General features: G+C 71.1%; 17 protein-coding genes. 4 read left to right on the top strand and 13 right to left on the bottom strand.

All coding sequences use genetic code 11. The annotated features are described in order from the left end of the window. Position 1: 1 nt before the first annotated feature. Positions 2 to 1060: a dTDP-glucose 4,6-dehydratase gene (gene rfbB / locus KAK03_RS04055; RefSeq protein ID WP_210851907.1), complete on the top strand. Its 1059-nt coding sequence runs from the start codon at positions 2 to 4 to the stop codon at positions 1058 to 1060. After that, entirely contained in the window at positions 1057 to 1947 is an 891-nt protein-coding gene (gene rfbD, locus KAK03_RS04050; protein ID WP_210851906.1) for a dTDP-4-dehydrorhamnose reductase, read from the top strand. The genes rfbB and rfbD overlap by 4 nt, the downstream gene beginning before the upstream one ends. On the opposite strand, the gene pseH is transcribed toward rfbD, so the two are convergent. The 5 genes from pseH to KAK03_RS04025 form a co-directional block, all read right to left on the bottom strand. Continuing rightward, positions 1948 to 2463, bottom strand: coding sequence for a UDP-4-amino-4,6-dideoxy-N-acetyl-beta-L-altrosamine N-acetyltransferase (gene pseH, locus KAK03_RS04045; RefSeq protein WP_210851905.1), 516 nt, complete (start codon positions 2461 to 2463; stop codon positions 1948 to 1950). Further along, complete coding sequence (gene pseG / locus KAK03_RS04040) at positions 2453 to 3535, bottom strand: UDP-2,4-diacetamido-2,4,6-trideoxy-beta-L-altropyranose hydrolase (protein ID WP_210851904.1); 1083 nt, start codon at positions 3533 to 3535, stop codon at positions 2453 to 2455. The genes pseH and pseG overlap by 11 nt, the downstream gene beginning before the upstream one ends. Continuing rightward, positions 3535 to 4692, bottom strand: coding sequence for a UDP-4-amino-4,6-dideoxy-N-acetyl-beta-L-altrosamine transaminase (gene pseC / locus KAK03_RS04035; protein WP_210851903.1), 1158 nt, complete (start codon positions 4690 to 4692; stop codon positions 3535 to 3537). The genes pseG and pseC overlap by 1 nt, the downstream gene beginning before the upstream one ends. Next, positions 4692 to 5690, bottom strand: coding sequence for a UDP-N-acetylglucosamine 4,6-dehydratase (inverting) (gene pseB / locus KAK03_RS04030; RefSeq protein WP_210851902.1), 999 nt, complete (start codon positions 5688 to 5690; stop codon positions 4692 to 4694). Before pseB ends, pseC begins: the two co-directional genes overlap by 1 nt. Positions 5691 to 5752: 62 nt before the next feature. Beyond that, positions 5753 to 6844, bottom strand: coding sequence for an MraY family glycosyltransferase (locus tag KAK03_RS04025; RefSeq protein ID WP_210851901.1), 1092 nt, complete (start codon positions 6842 to 6844; stop codon positions 5753 to 5755). 154 nt (positions 6845 to 6998) lie between these two features. Here KAK03_RS04025 and KAK03_RS04020 point away from each other — a divergent pair, with 154 nt between their 5' ends. Continuing rightward, entirely contained in the window at positions 6999 to 9053 is a 2055-nt protein-coding gene (locus tag KAK03_RS04020; protein WP_210851900.1) for an SLBB domain-containing protein, read from the top strand. A gap of 11 nt (positions 9054 to 9064) precedes the next feature. Further along, positions 9065 to 10312: a glycosyl hydrolase family 28-related protein gene (locus KAK03_RS04015; protein ID WP_210851899.1), complete on the top strand. Its 1248-nt coding sequence runs from the start codon at positions 9065 to 9067 to the stop codon at positions 10310 to 10312. Between the two features lie 4 nt (positions 10313 to 10316). On the opposite strand, the gene KAK03_RS04010 is transcribed toward KAK03_RS04015, so the two are convergent. The 8 genes from KAK03_RS04010 to KAK03_RS03975 are packed head-to-tail and all read right to left on the bottom strand — an operon-like array spanning position 10317 to position 18645. Continuing rightward, a complete protein-coding gene (locus KAK03_RS04010; protein ID WP_210851898.1) occupies positions 10317 to 11465 on the bottom strand; it encodes a glycosyltransferase in 1149 nt (382 codons plus the stop codon). Further along, positions 11455 to 12729, bottom strand: a complete 1275-nt coding sequence (locus KAK03_RS04005) for a hypothetical protein (protein ID WP_210851897.1) — start codon at positions 12727 to 12729, stop codon at positions 11455 to 11457. Before KAK03_RS04005 ends, KAK03_RS04010 begins: the two co-directional genes overlap by 11 nt. Beyond that, positions 12730 to 13476, bottom strand: coding sequence for a DapH/DapD/GlmU-related protein (locus tag KAK03_RS04000; RefSeq protein WP_210851896.1), 747 nt, complete (start codon positions 13474 to 13476; stop codon positions 12730 to 12732). It lies immediately after the preceding gene. A gap of 11 nt (positions 13477 to 13487) precedes the next feature. Next, positions 13488 to 14390, bottom strand: coding sequence for a hypothetical protein (locus KAK03_RS03995; RefSeq protein ID WP_210851895.1), 903 nt, complete (start codon positions 14388 to 14390; stop codon positions 13488 to 13490). Beyond that, positions 14387 to 14941, bottom strand: a complete 555-nt coding sequence (locus KAK03_RS03990; RefSeq protein ID WP_210851894.1) for an acyltransferase — start codon at positions 14939 to 14941, stop codon at positions 14387 to 14389. Before KAK03_RS03990 ends, KAK03_RS03995 begins: the two co-directional genes overlap by 4 nt. A 22-nt stretch (positions 14942 to 14963) precedes the next feature. Further along, positions 14964 to 16244, bottom strand: a complete 1281-nt coding sequence (locus KAK03_RS03985) for a hypothetical protein (RefSeq protein ID WP_210851893.1) — start codon at positions 16242 to 16244, stop codon at positions 14964 to 14966. Between the two features lie 21 nt (positions 16245 to 16265). Beyond that, positions 16266 to 17336, bottom strand: a complete 1071-nt coding sequence (gene pseI / locus KAK03_RS03980; protein ID WP_210851892.1) for a pseudaminic acid synthase — start codon at positions 17334 to 17336, stop codon at positions 16266 to 16268. Positions 17337 to 17355: 19 nt separating this feature from the next. Beyond that, positions 17356 to 18645: an aminotransferase class III-fold pyridoxal phosphate-dependent enzyme gene (locus tag KAK03_RS03975; protein ID WP_210851891.1), complete on the bottom strand. Its 1290-nt coding sequence runs from the start codon at positions 18643 to 18645 to the stop codon at positions 17356 to 17358. Positions 18646 to 18664 lie beyond the last annotated feature (19 nt).

Raw genomic sequence — 18664 nt, 5'->3', positions numbered from 1 at the left:
CATGATCCTCGTCACTGGCGGCGCCGGCTTCATCGGCAGCAACTTCGTCCTGGACTGGCTCGCGCAGAGCGATGAGCCGGTCGTCAACCTCGACGCCCTCACCTACGCCGGCAACCGCGCCAACCTGGCCTCGCTGGACGGCGATGCGCGCCACGTCTTCGTGCACGGCGACATCGGCGATCGCGCGCTGGTCGATGGCCTGCTGGCCACGCACCGCCCGCGGGCCATCGTCCACTTCGCGGCCGAGAGCCATGTGGACCGCAGCATCCATGGCCCCGGCGCCTTCGTGAAGACCAATGTCGAGGGCACCTTCACCCTGCTCGAGGCCGCGCGGGGTTTCTGGAACACGCTGGATGCTGCCGAGAAGGCCGCCTTCCGCTTCCACCACGTCAGCACCGACGAGGTCTATGGCTCCTTGAAGCCCACCGACCCGCCGTTTGCCGAGACGAACGCCTACGAGCCCAACAGCCCCTACAGCGCCAGCAAGGCCGCCAGCGACCACCTGGTGCGGGCCTGGCACCACACCTACGGCCTGCCGGTGCTGACCACCAACTGCAGCAACAACTACGGGCCCTACCACTTCCCCGAGAAGCTGATCCCGCTGATGATCGTCAACGCGCTGGCCGGCAAGCCGCTGCCGGTGTACGGTGACGGCCGGCAGATCCGCGACTGGCTGTACGTGAAGGACCACTGCAGCGGCATCCGCGCGGTGCTGGCCGGCGGCCGCGTGGGCGAGACCTACAACATCGGCGGCTGGAACGAGATGGCCAACATCGACATCGTCCACACGGTGTGCGCGCTGCTCGATGAGTTGCGCCCGGACCCGGCCGGCGCCTACGCCCGGCTGATCACCCATGTGACCGACCGCCCCGGCCACGACCGCCGCTACGCGATCGATGCGCGCAAGATCGAGCGCGAACTGGGCTGGCGCCCGGCCGAGACCTTCGCCACCGGCATCCGCAAGACGGTGCAGTGGTACCTGGACAACGCGGCCTGGGTGGCCGATGTGCAAAGCGGTGCCTACCAGGACTGGATCGGCACCCACTACAGCGCGCGATGAAGATCCTCCTGCTGGGACCGAACGGCCAGGTCGGCTGGGAGCTGCAGCGCGCGCTGGCGCCGCTGGGCGAGCTCATCGCCCCCGGGCGCGGCCACGCCACACTGCATGGTGACCTCAGCCAGCCCGAGGCCCTGGCCGCCACGTTGCGCACCGTGCGCCCCGACGTGATCGTCAATGCCGCCGCCCACACTGCGGTCGACAAAGCCGAGAGCGAGCCCGCACTGGCTCAGGCGATCAATGCCGACGCCCCCGGCGTGCTGGCCCGTGAAGCCGCCGCGCTGGGCGCCACGCTGCTGCACTACAGCACCGACTACGTCTTTGACGGCAGCGGCCACGCGCCGCGCGATGAGGACGCCGCCACCGCCCCCTTGAGCGTCTACGGCCGCAGCAAGCTGGGCGGCGAACAGCAGATCCAGGCCAGCGGCTGCCGCCACCTGATCCTGCGCACCAGCTGGGTCTACGCGGCGCGCGGCGGCAACTTCGCCAGGACCATGCTGCGCCTGGCCGCCGAGCGCGACGCGCTGAACGTGATCGACGACCAGATCGGCGCGCCCACCGGGGCCGAGCTGCTGGCCGACGTCAGCGCGCACGCGCTGCGCGCGCTGCGGCAGCGGCCCGAGCTGGCGGGTCTGTACCACTGCGTGGCCGGCGGCGAGGTCAGCTGGCACGGCTACGCGCAGCATGTGATCGCGTGGGCCCGCGCCCAGGGCCGACCGGTGAAGGTGGCGCCCGAGGCGATCCGCCCCATCCCCACCAGCCAGTACCCCACGCCGGCACAGCGGCCGCTGAACTCGCGGCTGGGCACGCGCCGCCTGCAGCAGGCCTTCGGCCTGGTGCTGCCGCACTGGCAGGCCGGGGTGGACCGGATGCTGGCCGAGCTGCCCTGATCAGCCGGCGCGCGTGGCGCGCCAGGCCTCGGCCTGCAGGCCGTAGCAGTGCACGTCCTGTCGCTGGCCGTCAGCGCCGACGTACGGCTGCGGCAGCACGCCCTCGGGCTGGAAGCCCAGCGCCTCATGAAAGCGCAGCGACGCCTGGTTGCCCTGCAGCACCTGGCCGCGGATCTTGTGCACCTGCTCGACCTCGAAGAGTTCGGCCAGCGTGGCCGCGCCCATCGCCCGGCCGGTGCCGCGCGGCGCATCCGGCGCGGCGTAGAAGCCCCATTCGCACACCCCGCCCGGCTGCACCCCGCTGAGGTGCATGAAGCCCTGGGGCACGCCGTCGCGCTCGAACAGGTAGAGGCGCCGGGTGGCGTCGGCCTGCTGGCGCTGGAACCACTGCGCATGCTCGTCGGCCGTGATCTCGTGGGTGGTGAACATGTGCTGGCGCACCGCGGGGTGGTTGCGCCAGGCGCGCACCAGCGGCAGGTCCTCGGCCCGCAGCGGCCGCAAGCGCTCAGTGCTCACGGCGGGGCCCTTCGTCCAGCAGGGCCTGCACCACGCGCGCGGCCCCCAGGCCATCGCACAGCGCCGCCGCCGCCCGCGACAGGGCCTGCAGGCGCAACGGCTCGGACAGCGCCTGCAGCGCCGGCACCAGCGTCTGCGGCAGCTCTTCAGGCCCGCCCAGCGACAGTGCCGCGCCCTGGGCCGCCAGGGCCCGGGCGCCCGGCACCTGGTTGTCGGCCAGCACCAGCAGCAGCGTGGGCAGACCCAGGCAGCAGCGCTCCCAGGCGCTGCCGCCGGCTGCGCCCAGCGCCAGGTCGGCGCTGGCCAGCAGGCTGGCCATGTCGGGTTCGTTCAGGCGCAGCTCGGTGGGAAGCGGCAACGCGGCCAGTGCCTGGCGCACCTGCGCCAGTGTCTGGGCCTGCGGCCCCAGCACCACGGTGACGCGCGCCAGCGGCAGCGCCGGTGCCGCTGCCAGCGCGGCCAGGCAGCGTGCGGTGGCACCGCCCGGGTCGGAGCCGCCCATGCTGATCACCAGGTGGCGCAGCTCGCCGTTCGCCCTGCGCGCCAGGCTGTCTGTCCGCCGCACTGCAAACTCGGGCCGCAGCAGCGCATGGGCTGGCCCGATCAGGCGGCGCGCCTGGGCAGGCACCAGAGCGTCGTAATCGGTGGCCTGCCGACCCAGGTTCTGGTCCAGCAGCAGGTCCACGTCGTGCACCCGATCGGCCAGGTCGTCGATCACCGCCACCCGCGCGGCCGGCCCGCGCCAGGGGCGCTCCCAGTCGGCCGCCAGGCCGTAGTGGTCCACCAACGCCCAGTCCAGCGGTGTCGCACCACGCCAGTCGGCGCTGGCCTGCAAGGTCTGCAGCGCATCCTGCGCTGGCGCGGCCGCTTCGGGCGGCAGCAGGCGCAGGCCGTGGCCCCGCGCGACGACGAGATCCCCCAGGTGGCCGGGCGCTTCACGGCAGACGAACAGCGCTTCGCCGCCGCGCTCGCGCCAGGCGTTGGCCAGCGTCAGCGTGCGCATCACATGGCCGGCGCCCAGCGTGGTCGAGGCATCGGCCCGGACCAGCAGGCGTCGGCCGCGCGCGTCCATCAGCCCAGCAGGCGGCGCAGCGCGGCGATGACCGTGCCCTGCTCGGCCTCGGTGAGGGTGGGGAACATCGGCAGCGACACCGCGTTGGCGTAGTAGGCCTCGGCCACCGGGAAATCGCCGCGGGCAAAGCCCAGGCGGCGGTAGTGCGGCTGGGTGTGCACCGGGATGTAGTGCACGTTGACGCCGATGCCCGCGGCGCGCAGTCCGTCGAACAGCGCACGGCGGCTGACGGCGGTGCGCGACGGATCGACCTGGATGGGGTAGAGGTGCAGCGCCGAGTGGGCGTCGGGCGACTGCCAGGGGGTGATCAGCGGCAGGCTGGCCAGTTCGGCGTCGTAGCGCTGCGCAATGGCGTGGCGGCGCGCCACCGAGCCCTCCAATTGGCTCAGCTGCGAGTGGCCCAGCGCCGCCTGCAGGTCGGTCAGACGGTAGTTGTAGCCCAGGTCGATCTGCTGGTAGTCCCAGCCGCCTTCCGGGGCGCCGTCCATCTGCGCCGGGTCGCGGGTGATGCCGTGGCTGCGCAGCCGCTCCATGGCCTGTGCCAGCGCCGGATCATGGGTCATCGCCATGCCGCCCTCGGCGGTGGTGATGATCTTGACCGGGTGGAAGCTGAAGACGGTGATGTCGCTGTAGCGGCAGTTGCCCACCGGCTGACCGAGGTAGCTGCCGCCCACCGCGTGCGAGGCATCCTCGATGATGCGAAAGCCGTAGCGCTGGCCCAGCGCGCGGATGGCCGCCATGTCGCAGCTCTGACCGGCAAAGTGCACCGGCACCACCACCTTGGGCAGCGTGCCGCTGGCCTGTGCGGCCCGCAGCTTGGCCTCCAGCGCGACCACGTCCATGTTGTAGCTGCGGGGGTCGATGTCGACGAAATCGACCGTCGCGCCGCAGTACAGGCCGCAGTTGGCCGAGGCGACGAAGGTGATCGGGCTGGTCCAGAGCCGGTCGCCCGGGCCCAGACCCAGCGCCATGCAGGCCACATGCAGCGCGGCGGTGGCGTTGCACATCGCCACGCCATGGCGCGCGCCCACGCGCTCGGCCAGCGCCTGCTCGAAGCGGGGAATCGCCGGGCCCTGGGTGATCCAGTCGGAGCGCAGCGCCTCGACGACGGCGGCAACGTCGGCGTCGGTGATGTTCTGGCGGCCGTAGGGGATCATCAGATGTTGCCGATCTTGTGGGCGTTGGCAGCCACCCATTCGCGCAGCTGCTCGATGCTCATCCACTCGCTGTTGTTGTCGCTGGCGTACTCGAAGCCCTCGGGCACCTTGACACCGTCCTTGATGCGCTCGCTGGTGGTGTCCCAGTTGTGGATGGCGGGCAGGATCTTGAAGTGCTCCGGGTACTCGTAGGTGTAGAACGAGTCCTCGGGGCTGATCATCTGCTCGTGCAGCTTCTCGCCCGGGCGGATGCCGACCACCTTTTGCGTGGCTTCGGGCGCCACCGCGGTGGCCAGGTCGGTGACCTTCATCGAGGGGATCTTCTTGACGTAGATCTCGCCGCCCACCATGTCCTCGAAGGCGTGCCAGACCAGCTCCACGCCCTGCTCCAGCGAGATCATGAAGCGGGTCATGCGGTCGTCGGTGATCGGCAGCTCGCCCTTGTCGCGGATCGACAGGAAGAAGGGGATCACCGAGCCGCGCGAGCCCATCACGTTGCCGTAGCGCACGACCGCAAAGCGGGTGTCGTGGCCGCCGGCGTAGGAGTTGCCGGCGACGAACAGCTTGTCCGAGGCCAGCTTGGTGGCGCCATACAGGTTGACCGGGCTGGAGGCCTTGTCGGTGGACAGCGCCACCACGCGGCGCACACCGCGGTCGATGCAGGCGTCGATCAGGTGCATCGCGCCCAGCACATTGGTCTTGACGCACTCGAAGGGGTTGTACTCGGCGGTGGGGACGATCTTGGTGGCGGCGGCGTGCACGACCAGGTCCACGCCGTCGAGCGCGCGGTACAGGCGCTCGCGGTCACGCACATCACCGATGAAGAAGCGCACGCGCGGATCGCCCTGGAACTTCTTGGCCATGTCCCATTGCTTCATCTCGTCGCGCGAGTAGATGATGATCTTCTTCGGGTTGTACTTGGCCAGGGTCATCGGCACGAAGGTGTTGCCGAAGGAGCCGGTACCGCCGGTGACGAGAATGGTCTGGTTGCTGAGCATGGTGTTGACGGGGACTGAAGAGGGGATTATCTCGCTGCCGCCTCGGGCGGCCGGGGCGAGGATCAGCGGCGGAAGATCAGCCAGCGCGGCGTGCGGAAGGTCACGATGCGCGAATACAGCGCCACGTAGATCAGGGCAAAGGTGACCAGCAGCGCCGCCTGGATGGCCGAGCTGTGCCAGCTCAGCACCGCCGGCGCCAGGGGCAGCGAGCACAGCACCCACAGATAGGGCGAAGTCAGGGAATTGCGGCGGGTGCGCTGGCGCGGGTCCTGGCTGCCCACCGCCCAGCGCATCAGGCGCTTGAAGACCAGGGAGTGCAGGTGCACGCCATCCGGGTGGCTGGCATGGTGGCCACGCACCACCACCCGGCGGTAGATCGAGAACAGGGTCTCGAAGACCGGGTAGATGCACACCACCAGCGGGAACAGCGGCGAGACCTGCTGGTTGCGCACGATCAGCAGCACGCCCAGCTCGGCCACGAAGAAGCCCAGGAAGTAGGCGCCGCCGTCGCCCAGGAAGATCTGGCCGGCCGGGTAGTTCCACAGGAAGAAGCCCAGCACGGCGCCAATGCCCGCCACGGCCAGGTAGACCAGTTCCTGGTCGCCCACCTGGAAGGCCACGTAGGCGATGGCGGCCAGCATCAGCATCGAGCACATCGAGGCCAGTCCATTGAAGCCGTCGATGATGTTGACCGCGTTGGCAATGCCCGCCACGGCCGGGATGGTCAGCACGGCGGCGCCCACGGTGGACGCGGCCACCCAGTCCAGGCCAGGGATGTCGGTGCGCCGCACCAGCGCATCGACCAGCACGGCCGCGAGTGCCGCCGACGCGGCAGTGGCCAGCAGCCGACGCAAGGGGCTGACCGACTTGAGCAGGTCTTCGATGAAACCGGCGGCAAAGGCCGGCACCGCAGCCATCATCAGCAAGGCGCCGAACGACCATCCCGGGCCCCCGCGCCAGTCGAGCAGCACCACCGCTGCCAGCACGCCACCGAAGATGCCCAGCCCGCCGATGCGGGGCACCGGTTCAGCGTGGATCTTCTGCGGGCCCGACAGGTCGTTGTCGTGCGACAGGTGCGCAAAATGCCGTGACGATCTCACCGCGATAAGGGTCAGGACCCAGGCCACCGTGAAAGATGTCAACAGGATCTCCATCCCGCCATCTTACCGCCGCCCCTGAGGGTCGCCCCCTACAATGGCCGGCTCGACCCGTCGGCGCGGGCCGCGCGCCAGCGCGAACCGTGCGGACCGCCTGGGTGCTGCGGCGCCCTGGCGACGCGGTCCTGGACGTGACCACTTTCAGAAGACGATGCGCCTGCCCTCTCACCTCGCCCCCGTCGTCCAGCGTGCGCTGCCGCTGATCCTCTCGGCTCTGCTGGGACTGGCTTCGCCGGTGTTGCAGGCCCAGTCCAACAATTCGCTGAACAACAACCTGGGGCTGCCGGTGGTCACCGGCAACACCGGGGGCTACGCCGGCCAGGTGCTGGGCAACAACGGCAACAACACCACGGGCTCGACCACCGGCGTCTACGGCAACCAGACCGGCACGGTCGGCGGCTACGGCCAGGGCAACACGATGGGCATGCCTCAGATGCAGGTCCCGCCCTCCAGCATGCAGCCGCTCGACCCGCGCCTGCAAGGCCGTCCCGGCGGTCTGCGCACCCTGCAGAACCCAGGCCAGCAGCAGCGGCTGCAGGGCCTGCCCGGCCAGATCTGGCAGCCGGAGGCGGTGCCTTACGTGCCCGGCGAGTTCGAACAGTACGTGCAGCGCCTGGCGATGCCGGTGATGGTGCGCCGCCTGGGCGCCGAGCTGATGCAGCCCGACCTGGGCGCCACCGATCCCTCGCCGGTGGTGCCGGCCGACTATGTGGTGGTGCCGGGCGACGAGCTGGCGATCACCGTCTGGGGGTCGGTCGATGTCGATACCCGCGTGCAGGTGGACCGCTCAGGCCGCATCACGCTGCCGCGCGCCGGCAGCGTGATGGTTGCCGGCACCCGCTACAGCGAACTGCCGGCACTGCTGAACCGCCAGCTGGCCAAGGTCTTCCGCAACTTCAACCTCAATGTGTCGCTGGGCCAGCTGCGCGGCATGCGGGTCTACCTGACCGGCTTCGTGGCCCGCCCCGGCAGCTATGTGGTCAGTGGCCTGTCCACGGTCTCGTCGGCACTGATCCAGGCGGGCGGCCCCACCGCGGCCGGCAGCTTCCGCCGCATCGAGCTGCGCCGCAAGGGCCAGGCACCGATGCCCTTCGACCTGTATGACCTGCTGGTCAGCGGCGACCGCCGCGCCGACCAGGTGCTGCAGCCGGACGATGTGGTGCATGTGCTGCCGGTCGGCCCCCAGGTGGCGCTGCTGGGCAGTGTGAACCTGCCGGCGGTGGTCGAGCTCAAGCCCGGCGAGACGCTGGACAACGCGCTGAAGATGGTCGGTGGCCTGTCCTCGGTGGCGGACGCCAACCGCCTGTCGATCGAGCCGCTGGACGACCGCAACGGCGCCCGCGTCTTCGAGGTGCCGCTGTCCGAGGCCGCGCGTCGCCCGCTGGGCCGCGGCGACATCGTCACGGTGCACAGCGCGGTGGATCCGCGCCAGCCCACGGTGCGGCAGAACAAGCGCGTCGTGATCGAGGGCGAGGTGCTGCGTCCCGGCGTGTATGTGCTGCCGGCCGCCAGCAGCCTGGACGACCTCATCAAGCTGGCCGGCGGCTTCACCGGCAACGCCTATGTGTTCGGCGCGCAGTTCACCCGCGAAACCGTGCGCCAGGCGCAGATGATCAACTACGAGCGCGTGCTGCGCGACCTCGAGGTCGACATCACCCGCGCCAGCTCCACCCAGCGCATCGCCAGCAGCGACGAGGTCAAGGCCCAGGAAGCCCGGGCCGACGCTGCGGCGCGCCTGGTCGAGAAGATGCGCAACCTGCAGCCCGACGGCCGCCTGGTGCTGCAGATGGCGCCCGACAGCGCCGCGCTGCCGCCGATGCAGCTGGAAGACGGCGACCGCCTGTACGTGCCGGCCCGCCCGACCTCGGTGGGGGTGTTCGGCAGCGTCTTCAACACGGGCAACTTCGTCTACGACGGCAGCCGCAACCTGGGCGACTACCTGCAGATGGCCGGCGGCCCCACCCGGGGCGCTGACAAGGACGCCGTCTTCGTGCTGCGCGCCAATGGCAGCGTGGTCAGCAACCTGCAGGGCGCGGGCTGGTTCAGCAGCGGCCCGCTGGCCGGCATGACCGCCCTGCCCGGTGACACGCTGTTCGTGCCCGAGGAAATGAACAAGACCACGCGCCTGCAGGACGCCAAGGACTGGACCCAGATCCTGTACCAGCTGGGCCTGGGCCTGGCCGGTCTGCGGTCCGCCACCAATTGAGCGAGGTTCCGATGACATCGCCGCTGCGCCGCCGCCTGCTCACCCTGGCCCTGGCCGCGGCCTGGCCGCTGGCCGGGCGCGCGGCCTCCGCGGTGCGCAGCGTGGACGTGACCGACCTGGGCGCCGACCGCAGCGGCCAGCGCGATGCCTCGGCCGCCTTCCAGCAGGCGATCGACCAGCTCGCCGAGGGCGGCGGCGTGCTGCGCATCCCGGCCGGCACCTACCGGCTGGAGCGCAGCCTGAGCTGGACCCTGCCGGGCACCGGCCGCACCTCGGGCATCAGCTTCCAGGGCGAGGGCATGCACAGCACGGTGCTGCGCTACGTGGGGCGCAGCGGGCCCTTGCTGCGGGTGCGCGGTCTGCCGGCCCAGGGGCCGGTGAGCACCACCTTCTTCTGGGGCGGCGGCCTGCGCGCGCTGACGCTGGACGGCAGTGGTGCCGGTCCCGAATGCGACGCGCTGGAGCTGATGGGCTGGTGGTACGGCGAGATCGAGCAGTGCCGGATGATGGGCTTCGGACGCCACGGCATCCGCGCCGTGTCCGACCTGGCGATCAACCGCAACCCCGATTTCTCCGCCTCGACGATGTTCGTGCGCAGCACCTGGATCGAGCGCTGCGGCGGCTGGGGCTTCATCGACGACGGCGGCGTGCAGGTCAGCCCGGCCTGGAGCTGGGACCGCTGTGTCTTCGTGCTGTGCAAGCAGGGGGGCGCGTTCGTCCAGAGCTCCTCGCACTCCTACACCAAGTGCTCGTTCTCGGCCTGCGGCTGGCAGCACGAGAACGCCGCGCCGGCGGACCAGGCCTTCGGGCTGTACTTCGCGGGCGCCTTGACGGCCACCAGCCGGCAGTGGGTCGAGGGCTGCGAGTTCGACAACAACCTCAGCGCCCACATCGGCGCGCGCTTCCTGTCGAGCAGCAGCTTCACCAACAACCGCTTCATCTTCAACGACCGCTACCGCCTGGGCCGGCTGTGTCCGGCGGCGGGGGTCACGCTGGGCCACGGCGACGCCCGCGCCGCCGTGCGCAGCGTCGAGTTCCGCCAGAGCTTCTTCCGCTTCGACCAGGGCGGCCAGGCCGTGGGCTTCGACTGGGCCAACACGGCCAATGTGCGCGACGTCGAGGTCAGCAACAGCATCTTCGCCGACAACAGCGGCGGCAAGCTGGCCTTGCAGCGCTACCGGGGCTTTGAGGCCGCCGCGCAACGCATGGGCTACGAGATCCGCGATCGCGACGGCGACGCCTCGCGCGGCGCGCGCTGAGCGCTCAACGCCCCAGCGCGTCGGCGTAGACCGCCAGCATCGCCTGGACCGAGGCCGCCTCGGTGAAGACCGCCTCGTAGCGCCGGCGGGCCCCTTGTGCCAGCGCGGCGCGCAGCGGCTCGTCGGACAGCAGCCGGGTGCAGGCCTTGGCCAGCGCGGCGGCGTCGCCGGGCGGCACGTTCAGGCCGGACTCACCGTCCGCATTGACCCAGGGCACGCCCGAGCCCGGGATCCGCGTCGCGACGATCGGCAGGCCATGCGTCATCGCCTCGACCAGCACCACGCCGAAGGCCTCGGAGCGCTCCACCGAGGGCAGGCAGAACAGCGCGGCGCGGCGCAGCAGCGCAGCCAGTTCGGCGTCGCCCTGGCGGCCGGCCAGCAGCACGCGCTGGCCCAGGCCGGCAGCGGCGATGCGCTGGCTCAGTTCCTCGTGCAGCGGCCCGCCGCCGACGATCACCACCGCGGCGTCGGACGGCAACGCGGCCGCCGCGTCCACCAGCGTGGCAAAGCCCTTGTAGGGCACCAGCCGGCCCACGGCCAGCACCAGCCGCCGCGGGCCCAGCCAGGCCTGCACGGCCGGGTCCAGCGCGCCCGCCTGGACCGCCGGCTCCGGCACGCCGATCGGCACCACCCGCAGCCGCTGGCCAATGCCACGCAGGCTGGGTGAGCCGTCGGCATAGGCCTGCGAGGTGGCCACGACACGGTCGGCGCGCCGCAGCAAGGCGCGCTCCAGCGGCGCCAGCACCCGGCCCAGCAGACCCTTGCCCACCACGTCGCTGTGCCAGTGCACCAGCACGCGGGTGCGCCGCGGCAAGGCCAGCGCCGCCAGCGCCGCCAGCATGTTGGGCACGTGCAGGTGGACCACATCCGCCTGCCGCCCGCGGCGCCAGGCCAGCCACAGGTAGCGCAGCGACAGCGGCTGCGAAGCCGGCGCCCAGCGCACCGGCGCCCGCCAGACCTGAACGCCCTGGCCGTCCGGACCGCTGGGCAGATGGACCTTGGCAAAGCAGACCACCTCGACCTGCCAGCCCGCCTGCGCCGCACCGCGCGCCAGGCTGACGGCCACGCTTTCCATGCCGCCCATCTCGGGCGGGTAGAACTTGGCCCAGTGGACCACGCGGCCGGGACGGGGGGACAGGGACTCAGACGACATGGGCAAGCAGGCTCAGGCAGAGAAAGGCCAGCGCCGCCGGCCACCAGACGGCCGGCAGGCGCACCCCGGCGCGCCACATGCCGGCGGCCTGGCACAGGTAGTAGGCCAGCATCACGCCGGAATGGACCAGCGCATAGCGCTCCAGCGTCACGCCGCGGTCCAGCAGCCAGGCGGCCGCCAGCGGCAGCGCCAGCAGCAGGCAGGCAGCCGTCCAGCGGTTGGTGGCCGCAGCCGACCCGTGGCGGGCATTGACCAGATCGTTCAGCGCGATCGCCGACCACAGCACGCTCTGCGCCAGGATGGTCAGACCCGCCACGCGGTGGGCGGCGAACTGGGTCGAGAAGGCCGGGCCCAGCCAGTGGCCCAGCGGCCCGCTGGCCACGCCGAACACCAGCACCGCCGCGACCACCGCCCAGACCACGCTGCGCAGCGCGCGCTCCAGCGCCGCCTGCGGCAGTTCGAACAGCGCGCGAAAGCGCGCCACCATCACCACCTGGTGGGCCACGATGGGCAGGGCCGCCGCACGCGCCAGCGCGGCGTAGGCACCGGTCAGCTCGGCGCCGCCGAGCAGGCCCATGCCCAGCCGCCCCGAGGTGGTGACCACCAGCGCCAGCACACCGGCCAGCATCAGCGGCACGCTGTGGCGCAGCGCATCACGGTAGCTCTGCCGGTCGGCCGGCGGCTGGGCCCGGCGCCAGCGCGCCCCGGTGAACAGCAGCAGCGCGGCGCCATAGGCCATCATCACCGCCACCGCCCAGGGCAGGCGATCGCCGGCCGGCACCGCCAGCGCAGCGGCACCCAGCGTGGCCAGGGCCAGCACCAGCCACTGGCCGGTGTCCATGACCAGCGAGGCCTCGGCCCGCCCGGCCGACTTCAGGCGCGTGCTCCACAGGCCCTGCAGCGCCAGCGACAGCGCGAACAGCACCGCCATCGCGCCCGCGCTGACCGGCCCGACCCACCACCAGGCCACGGCCAGCGCCAGCAGCAGCCACAGCGCCAGATGCAACTGGTGCAGCAGCAGCGCCGACCAGCGGACCTGGGCGTGCTGCTGGATCAGCGCCAGCGGCACGGCGGCCGCGGTGCCCAGACCCAGCACGCTGGCCGCCAGCGAGCCGGCCGCCTGGGCGAACTCCAGCCGGCCATAGTCAGCGGCCGGCAAGGCGTTGGCGATCAGCAGCGGGGCGATGAACAGCCCGCCCCGGGCCAGCCCGAAGGCCCCCAGGTAGCGCGCCAGCCGCCACAGCCGATCCAGCCGCCCGGGCACTCAGGGCCGCCGCTTGCGGTAGACCGCCTCGACCAGGCCGGGGTCGGCCAGGCGTTCCAGGTCGGGCCGGGTGTCGGGGTCGGCCGGGCGCGCCAGGGCGCGCACCGGTGAGGACACGTACATGCCGGGCCCGGGCAGGCTCTTGGAGACCGCGGTGCCGCCGCCCACGATGACGCCGCGTCCGATGCGCACGCCCATCGAGATCAGGCAGGCCGACCCGATGTAGACGTTGTCCTCGATGATCACCTGGCCGTCGATGCGGTAGCGGTCGTGGCCCTGCTCACCGTGCACATAGCCATGGGTCCACAGCTGCGTCTGGGCGCCGGCCATCGTGCTGTAGTGGCCCAGGGCCACCGAGCAGGTGCAGTCCAGCCGGTGGTCGGCGGTGATCTTGGACAGCCGCCCCATGCGCAGCACCGAGGGGCCGCTGACCACCCCGCGCGCGGCGCGCAGCACGCGGTTGCGGTTGCCGATGCCGGCCTGTTCGGCCATGCGCAGGCTCAGCGGCCCGCTCAGCAGGTTGCCGCGGCCCAGGTAGGCGCCCTCGCGCATCGCCACGCGGCGCAGACGCACCAGGTTCAGGTGGCCGATGCGGGCCCCCGGCGCCATGTGCAGGCGCTCGGCCTGCACCCAGGCCAGGCCGATGCGGGCGCCCGCCGCCAGGCGCCAGCCCAGCAGGTTCAGCAGCGGACGCACCAGCGAGGTGGGCAGGCACAGCGCCAGCAGCGCTCTGAGGACCGAAACCATCCGCGAGCGGCTCAAGCCACGTAGAAGCGGTTGGTCCAGCGGTCCAGCCCCGGCGGCAGGCGCACGCGCGACGACGGCACCGGCTCGCGCGGGCCATAGGGCAGCGGCGACAGGCCATAGACCGCCTGGAAGATCAGTCGGGTGCCCTGGGCCACCGGCTGACCCTTGTGGATGCCGAAGGTGTCCTCCAGGAAGCCCTGGCCGGCCTGGGCGGTCATCGTCATGATGGCCTGTTCGCCGAAGACCTGGGCCACCTCTTCATCGGGGAAGCGGCGGATCTCGGCCAGACGCTCGTCGTTCGACGAAGCGCGCACATACACGTGCGGGCCGCTGTCGGCGCCGACATCGGTGAGGTAGACGAAGAGCTTGACGAAGCGCCAGTCGTCCACGTCGCGGTGGAAGAACTCGGCCTGCTGCGCGCCCAGCGCGGTGTGGTAGCTCCACCAGGCGGCCAGGTAGCCGATGCTGGGCTTGCAGCCCAGGAAGGCGGTCACCGCGGCGATGATGCGCGGGTCATTGGCCAACTGCAGCAGGTAGGGCGCGTTGAGGATGTCCTCGGCGTCGTGGTGCGCGATGTGGGCCTCGGGGTGCCGGCCCTCGCCCAGCGGCTTGAAGCGCGGGCTGCCCGGGCGGTAGGGGTCGTGGGCGTCCAGGCCCTCGAAGTAGCTGCGCAGTTCCTGGCACTGCGCGGGCGTGAACAGCTCACCCAGCATGAAGATGCCGTCCTGGCGCAGCGCCTGCGCTGCCGCTGCGGCGGCGGCATCGGTGGCGGTGCCGGCCGGGCGGCGGCGCGCCATGCGGTCGGCCAGCCAGTTGCGGGTGCGCGGCGACATGAAGCGTCGCTGGACATAGAAGCCCCACCAGCGGGAATCGGACAGCACCATCTTCAGGCGCTTGAGCTTGCGGGCGATCATGCGCGGGATTCCTTTGCAGAGAGTTCGTCGATCGTGGACAGCACCCGGGCCGGCACGCCCCCGAGCACCGAGCGCGGCGGGCAGCTGCGTGTGACCACGGCGCCGGCGGCGATCACCGAATGGGCCCCGATGGTCACGCCACCCAGCACCAGGGCTCGGGCGCCGATCCAGACGCCCTCCTCGATGACGATGGGTGCCGAGCGGTGGGTGTAGGGCGGCTGCAGCGCGCTGAAGTCCAGGCCGGCGGTCTCGATCATCACCTCGCGCGACAGGCGCACGCGGTGGCCGATCGTCACCGGGCTGTGCGCGCCGATCGACACATTGGTGCCGATCACCACGCCATCCCCCAGCGTCAGGCGTTCGGGGTATTTCAGGTCGGCGTTCCAGTGGCACACACAGCCCTGGCCGCGTTGCGGCACCAGCGCCGCGAAGCGCATCCGCCCCCACAGCCACAGCCCGCGCCGCGCCAGCCGGTCCAGGCCCAGCACCAGCCAGCGCAAGGGCGCGCGGCCCCACAGGGCACGTTCGAGTTGCAGCAGCAGCGCCTTCATCCCGCGATTGTTCCCGACGCCCTCAGGCGCTTCCTTGCGCCACGGCAGACGGCAGTGGCGCCGCGCTTCGGCGATGGCGCCCGAACAACAGCGCCACCAGCACGAAGGCGTTGACGATGTACATGCCCTGGGCGCTGACCAGCAGGTTCACCACCGGCATGAAGAAGACCACCACGCACAGGTAGGCGTACAGCGGCATCACCGCGATGCGGCCCTCGCGCGCCCACTGCCCGCAGCGCTTGGCCAGCATGCCCAGCAGCATCGTGAACAGCGGCCCGCCCCAGGCGAAATCGGCCCACAGCGGCCCGAAGAAGGTGGTGAACACCCCCGTGCGGTAGTAGATGTCGTTGGTGCCGAAGTCCGGGTAGGTGATCAGCTTGAAGATGCTGGCCGCCTTGATGTAGGGCGCAAAGTGCTGCGTGCCCAGCGTGAACACCTGGGCATCGGGCCGGGTCCACAGCAGGCTGAACTCGTAGACGCCGTGCAGGTAGTACTGGCTCAGCGGCAGCAGCGCAGCCAGCGAGCGGCCGGCCAGACCGTTCTCGCCGATCAGCAGCAAGGCGGTCTTGTTGGGCGTCAGCACATAGCCGTAGGCGGAGTTCAGGATGCTGAAGATGATGTCCATGTCCATCTGGCCCAGACGCGACATGAAGGCGGCCACCGAGATGCCCAGCAGGGCCGTGAAGCCGATCAGCAGCGGCCGCACCAGCCGCGCGTGCAGCGGCTGGCCCTGGTACAGCACGCAGGCGGCCGACAGGTACATCATGCTCAGCGCCACCAGCATCTGCGAGCGCGACAGCAGGATCAGCGCGTCCACCGCCGGCAGCACGAAGGCGGCGATCGCCAGCGGGCGCGCCCAGCCGGGCAGGCCGCTGTCGCGGTGCCGCGCCCACCACAGCATCAGCGGCACGTAGCAGAACGGGTACAGCACGCCGCCCACCGCCGCCAGCGGGCCGGCCTCGGCATCGGCGAGCAGCTCGCGCGACTCCATGGCGTCGACGGTCAGGTCGATGCCGCGGATGAAGAACTTGTCGTACAGGCGCAGCGCCATGCCGGCCACGCCGATCAGCAGCACCAGCCAGAACGCGCGCGCACCGAACTGGCGCCGACGCTGCGGCGCGATGACGCGCTTGAGCCGGCCGCTCAGCGCCAGACAGCCCAGCCAGAAACCGGCGTAGCCGGCGGCCATGTAGGCCATCGGCTGCCAGGCCAGCGGGAACACCTGGTCCAGCGGCGCGATCAGCCACAGCAGCAGCCAGACCAGCAGGCCGGCCAGTGCGACGCGCTCGGGGTGGAACAGCATCGGTGCCCGTCCGGCGCGGCCTCAGTCCTCGCGCGGAACCAGCAGGTCCCAGGTGCAGGGCGTGCCGCGCTCGGCATCGCGCGCGATGCGCTGCCCCATCAGCGAGGCCAGGAACTTGGGCGGCAGGCCGAAGCCGGGCCGCACGGCGCGCAGGTTGCGCGGCGTGAAGACCTCACCGGCCAACATGTCCTCGGCCACGTACAGCGAGCGGCGGAAGGCGCGTGATTTCTCTTCGGCCTGGGTGCCGCCGTAGCGCACCTCACCGACCGACAGCCAGGCCCGCTCGGACTCGGTGCGCAGCAGCCGGAATTCCTCGGGCTCCATCGAGAAGGCCGAATCGACGCCGCCGTCGGCGCGGCGCAGCGTGAAGTGCTTTTCGATCAGCACCGCCCCCAGCGCCACCGAGGCCACCGACACGCCGCAGCCCATCGTGTGGTCGGACAGGCCGACGGGGCAGCCAAAGGTCTGCCGCATGTGCGGGATGGTCAGGATGTTGGTGTTCTCCGGCGTGGCCGGGTAGGTGCTGGTGCACTTGAGCAGCACGATCTGGGTGGCGCCGGCCTCGCGCGCGCAGCGCACCGCGTCATCGATCTCGGCCACGCTGGCCATGCCGGTGGAGATGATCATCGGCTTGCCGGTTCGCGCCACGCGGGCGATCAGCGGCAGATCGGTCATCTCGAAGGAGGCGATCTTGTAGGCCGGCACGCCCAGCGTTTCCAGGAAATCGACCGCGGTCTCATCAAACGGGCTGCTGAAGCAGTGCAGGCCGTGGCTGGCCGCGCGGGCCATGATGGGCGCGTGCCACTCCCAGGGCGTGTGGGCCTCGTCGTAGAGCTCGTAGAGCTGGCGGCCGGCCCACAGGCTCTTCGGGTCCTCGATGACGAAGCCGGGCTTGCGGCAGTCCAGCGTCATCGTCTGCGCGGTGTAGGTCTGCAGCTTGATCGCGTCGGCGCCGGCCTGGGCGGCGGCATCGACGATCTCCAGCGCCCGCTCCAGCGACTGGTTGTGGTTGCCCGACATCTCGGCGATCAGGTAGGGCCGGTGTCCGGCGCCGACCAGGCGCTCGCCGATGCGGATGTCCTGCTGGCTCATGCGTGGGTCTCCCGTGCGCTCAGCGCACCTTGAACAGCGGCACCAGCGGCTCGCAGCGCAGGCTCTGGCGCAGCGTGCCGGCATCGAGCGTGCGCCCGATCATCGGCAGGATGTCGCCATAGGCGGCCAGCAGGGCCTGCACATCGGCCTCGCTGTGGGCGTAGCTGATGTTGTGCGTGCCCACCGACAGGAAACCGCGCTGGTGCAGCTCCTGCATCAGCAGGGTCTTGATCTCGAAGCTGGTGGCGCCGCGGGCGTCCTTGAGCATCAGGAAGCTCCAGCTGGGGTGGCCGGCCATCGAGAAGATGTCGCCCAGACCGGCCGACTCGATCACCTGGCGGGTGCCGTCGATCACTGCCCGGCCGCGCGCCTCGATGGTCTGCACCACCGGCTCGTTCTTCAGCTTGGTCAGCGTGGCCTTGGCCGCCGCCAGCGACAGCGCCTCGCCGCCGAAGGTGAAGGAGAAGAAGATCTCCTCCATCAGCTTCATCACGTCGGCCCGGCCGGCCACGGCCGACACCGGGTAGCCGTTGGCCAGGCCCTTGCCGAAGGTGGCCAGGTCGGGGGTGACGCCGAACAACTGCTGCGCGCCGCCGTTGGCATAGCGGAAACCGGTGATCGTCTCGTCGAACACCAGCAGCGCGCCATGCGCATGGGCCAGCGCCTTGACGCCCTCGAGGAAGCCGGGCTGCGGCTCGGCCACGTTCATCGGCTCGAGGATGACCGCGGCGAACTCGCCCGGGTGCGCCTTGAGCAGGGTCTCGAGCGACTCGAGGTTGTTGTAGGTGAAGGTGTGGGTCAGCTCGCGCGTGGCCTGGGGCACGCCGCGGTTGCGCGCGGTCGAGCCGATGTACCAGTCCTGCCAGCCGTGGTAGCCGCTGACCGCCACGCGGTCGCGCTCGGTCCAGGCGCGGGCCAGGCGGATCGCGCCGGAGGTGGCGTCGGAGCCGTTCTTGCCGAAGCGGACCATCTCGGCGCAGGGCACCATCTCGCAGATCAGCTCGGCCACCTCGGCTTCCAGCGGGTGCGGCAGCGAGAAGATCACGCCGGATTCGTCGAGCTGGGTGCGCACCGCATTCGTCACGTCCGGGTCCTGGTAGCCCAGGGTCACCGAGCACAGGCTGCTGACGAAGTCGATGTACTCGTTGCCGTCCAGATCCCACACCCGCGAGCCCTGGCCGCGGGTGATGAAATAGGGCGACACGCCGTGCGGGTACTGGGTGCGGCTCTTGCTGAAGGTCTGGCTGCCCAGGGGGATGGTGCGCTGGGCGCGTTCAAGAAAGGCTTCGGAGCGCTGGAAGGATTTCATGGCGGTCTCTCGGGGTCCG

The sequence above is a fragment of the Ideonella alba genome (assembly GCF_018069845.1).
In the GTDB taxonomy this organism is placed as follows: domain Bacteria; phylum Pseudomonadota; class Gammaproteobacteria; order Burkholderiales; family Burkholderiaceae_C; genus Ideonella; species Ideonella alba.
Note: the sequence above shows the minus strand (reverse complement) of the source record. Positions and strands in the feature narration are given on the sequence as shown.

What these genes read in the sequence shown, in the direction of transcription:
- rfbB (WP_210851907.1), top strand. Translation starts at nt 2, where the DNA reads ATGATCCTCGTCACTGGCGGCGCCGGCTTCATCGGCAGCAACTTCGTC.
- rfbD (WP_210851906.1), top strand. Translation starts at nt 1,057, where the DNA reads ATGAAGATCCTCCTGCTGGGACCGAACGGCCAGGTCGGCTGGGAGCTG.
- pseG (WP_210851904.1), bottom strand. Translation starts at nt 3,535, where the DNA reads ATGGACGCGCGCGGCCGACGCCTGCTGGTCCGGGCCGATGCCTCGACC.
- pseC (WP_210851903.1), bottom strand. Translation starts at nt 4,692, where the DNA reads ATGATCCCCTACGGCCGCCAGAACATCACCGACGCCGACGTTGCCGCC.
- pseB (WP_210851902.1), bottom strand. Translation starts at nt 5,690, where the DNA reads ATGCTCAGCAACCAGACCATTCTCGTCACCGGCGGTACCGGCTCCTTC.
- KAK03_RS04025 (WP_210851901.1), bottom strand. Translation starts at nt 6,844, where the DNA reads ATGGAGATCCTGTTGACATCTTTCACGGTGGCCTGGGTCCTGACCCTT.
- KAK03_RS04020 (WP_210851900.1), top strand. Translation starts at nt 6,999, where the DNA reads ATGCGCCTGCCCTCTCACCTCGCCCCCGTCGTCCAGCGTGCGCTGCCG.
- KAK03_RS04015 (WP_210851899.1), top strand. Translation starts at nt 9,065, where the DNA reads ATGACATCGCCGCTGCGCCGCCGCCTGCTCACCCTGGCCCTGGCCGCG.
- KAK03_RS04010 (WP_210851898.1), bottom strand. Translation starts at nt 11,465, where the DNA reads ATGTCGTCTGAGTCCCTGTCCCCCCGTCCCGGCCGCGTGGTCCACTGG.
- KAK03_RS04000 (WP_210851896.1), bottom strand. Translation starts at nt 13,476, where the DNA reads ATGGTTTCGGTCCTCAGAGCGCTGCTGGCGCTGTGCCTGCCCACCTCG.
- KAK03_RS03995 (WP_210851895.1), bottom strand. Translation starts at nt 14,390, where the DNA reads ATGATCGCCCGCAAGCTCAAGCGCCTGAAGATGGTGCTGTCCGATTCC.
- KAK03_RS03990 (WP_210851894.1), bottom strand. Translation starts at nt 14,941, where the DNA reads ATGAAGGCGCTGCTGCTGCAACTCGAACGTGCCCTGTGGGGCCGCGCG.
- KAK03_RS03985 (WP_210851893.1), bottom strand. Translation starts at nt 16,244, where the DNA reads ATGCTGTTCCACCCCGAGCGCGTCGCACTGGCCGGCCTGCTGGTCTGG.
- pseI (WP_210851892.1), bottom strand. Translation starts at nt 17,336, where the DNA reads ATGAGCCAGCAGGACATCCGCATCGGCGAGCGCCTGGTCGGCGCCGGA.
- KAK03_RS03975 (WP_210851891.1), bottom strand. Translation starts at nt 18,645, where the DNA reads ATGAAATCCTTCCAGCGCTCCGAAGCCTTTCTTGAACGCGCCCAGCGC.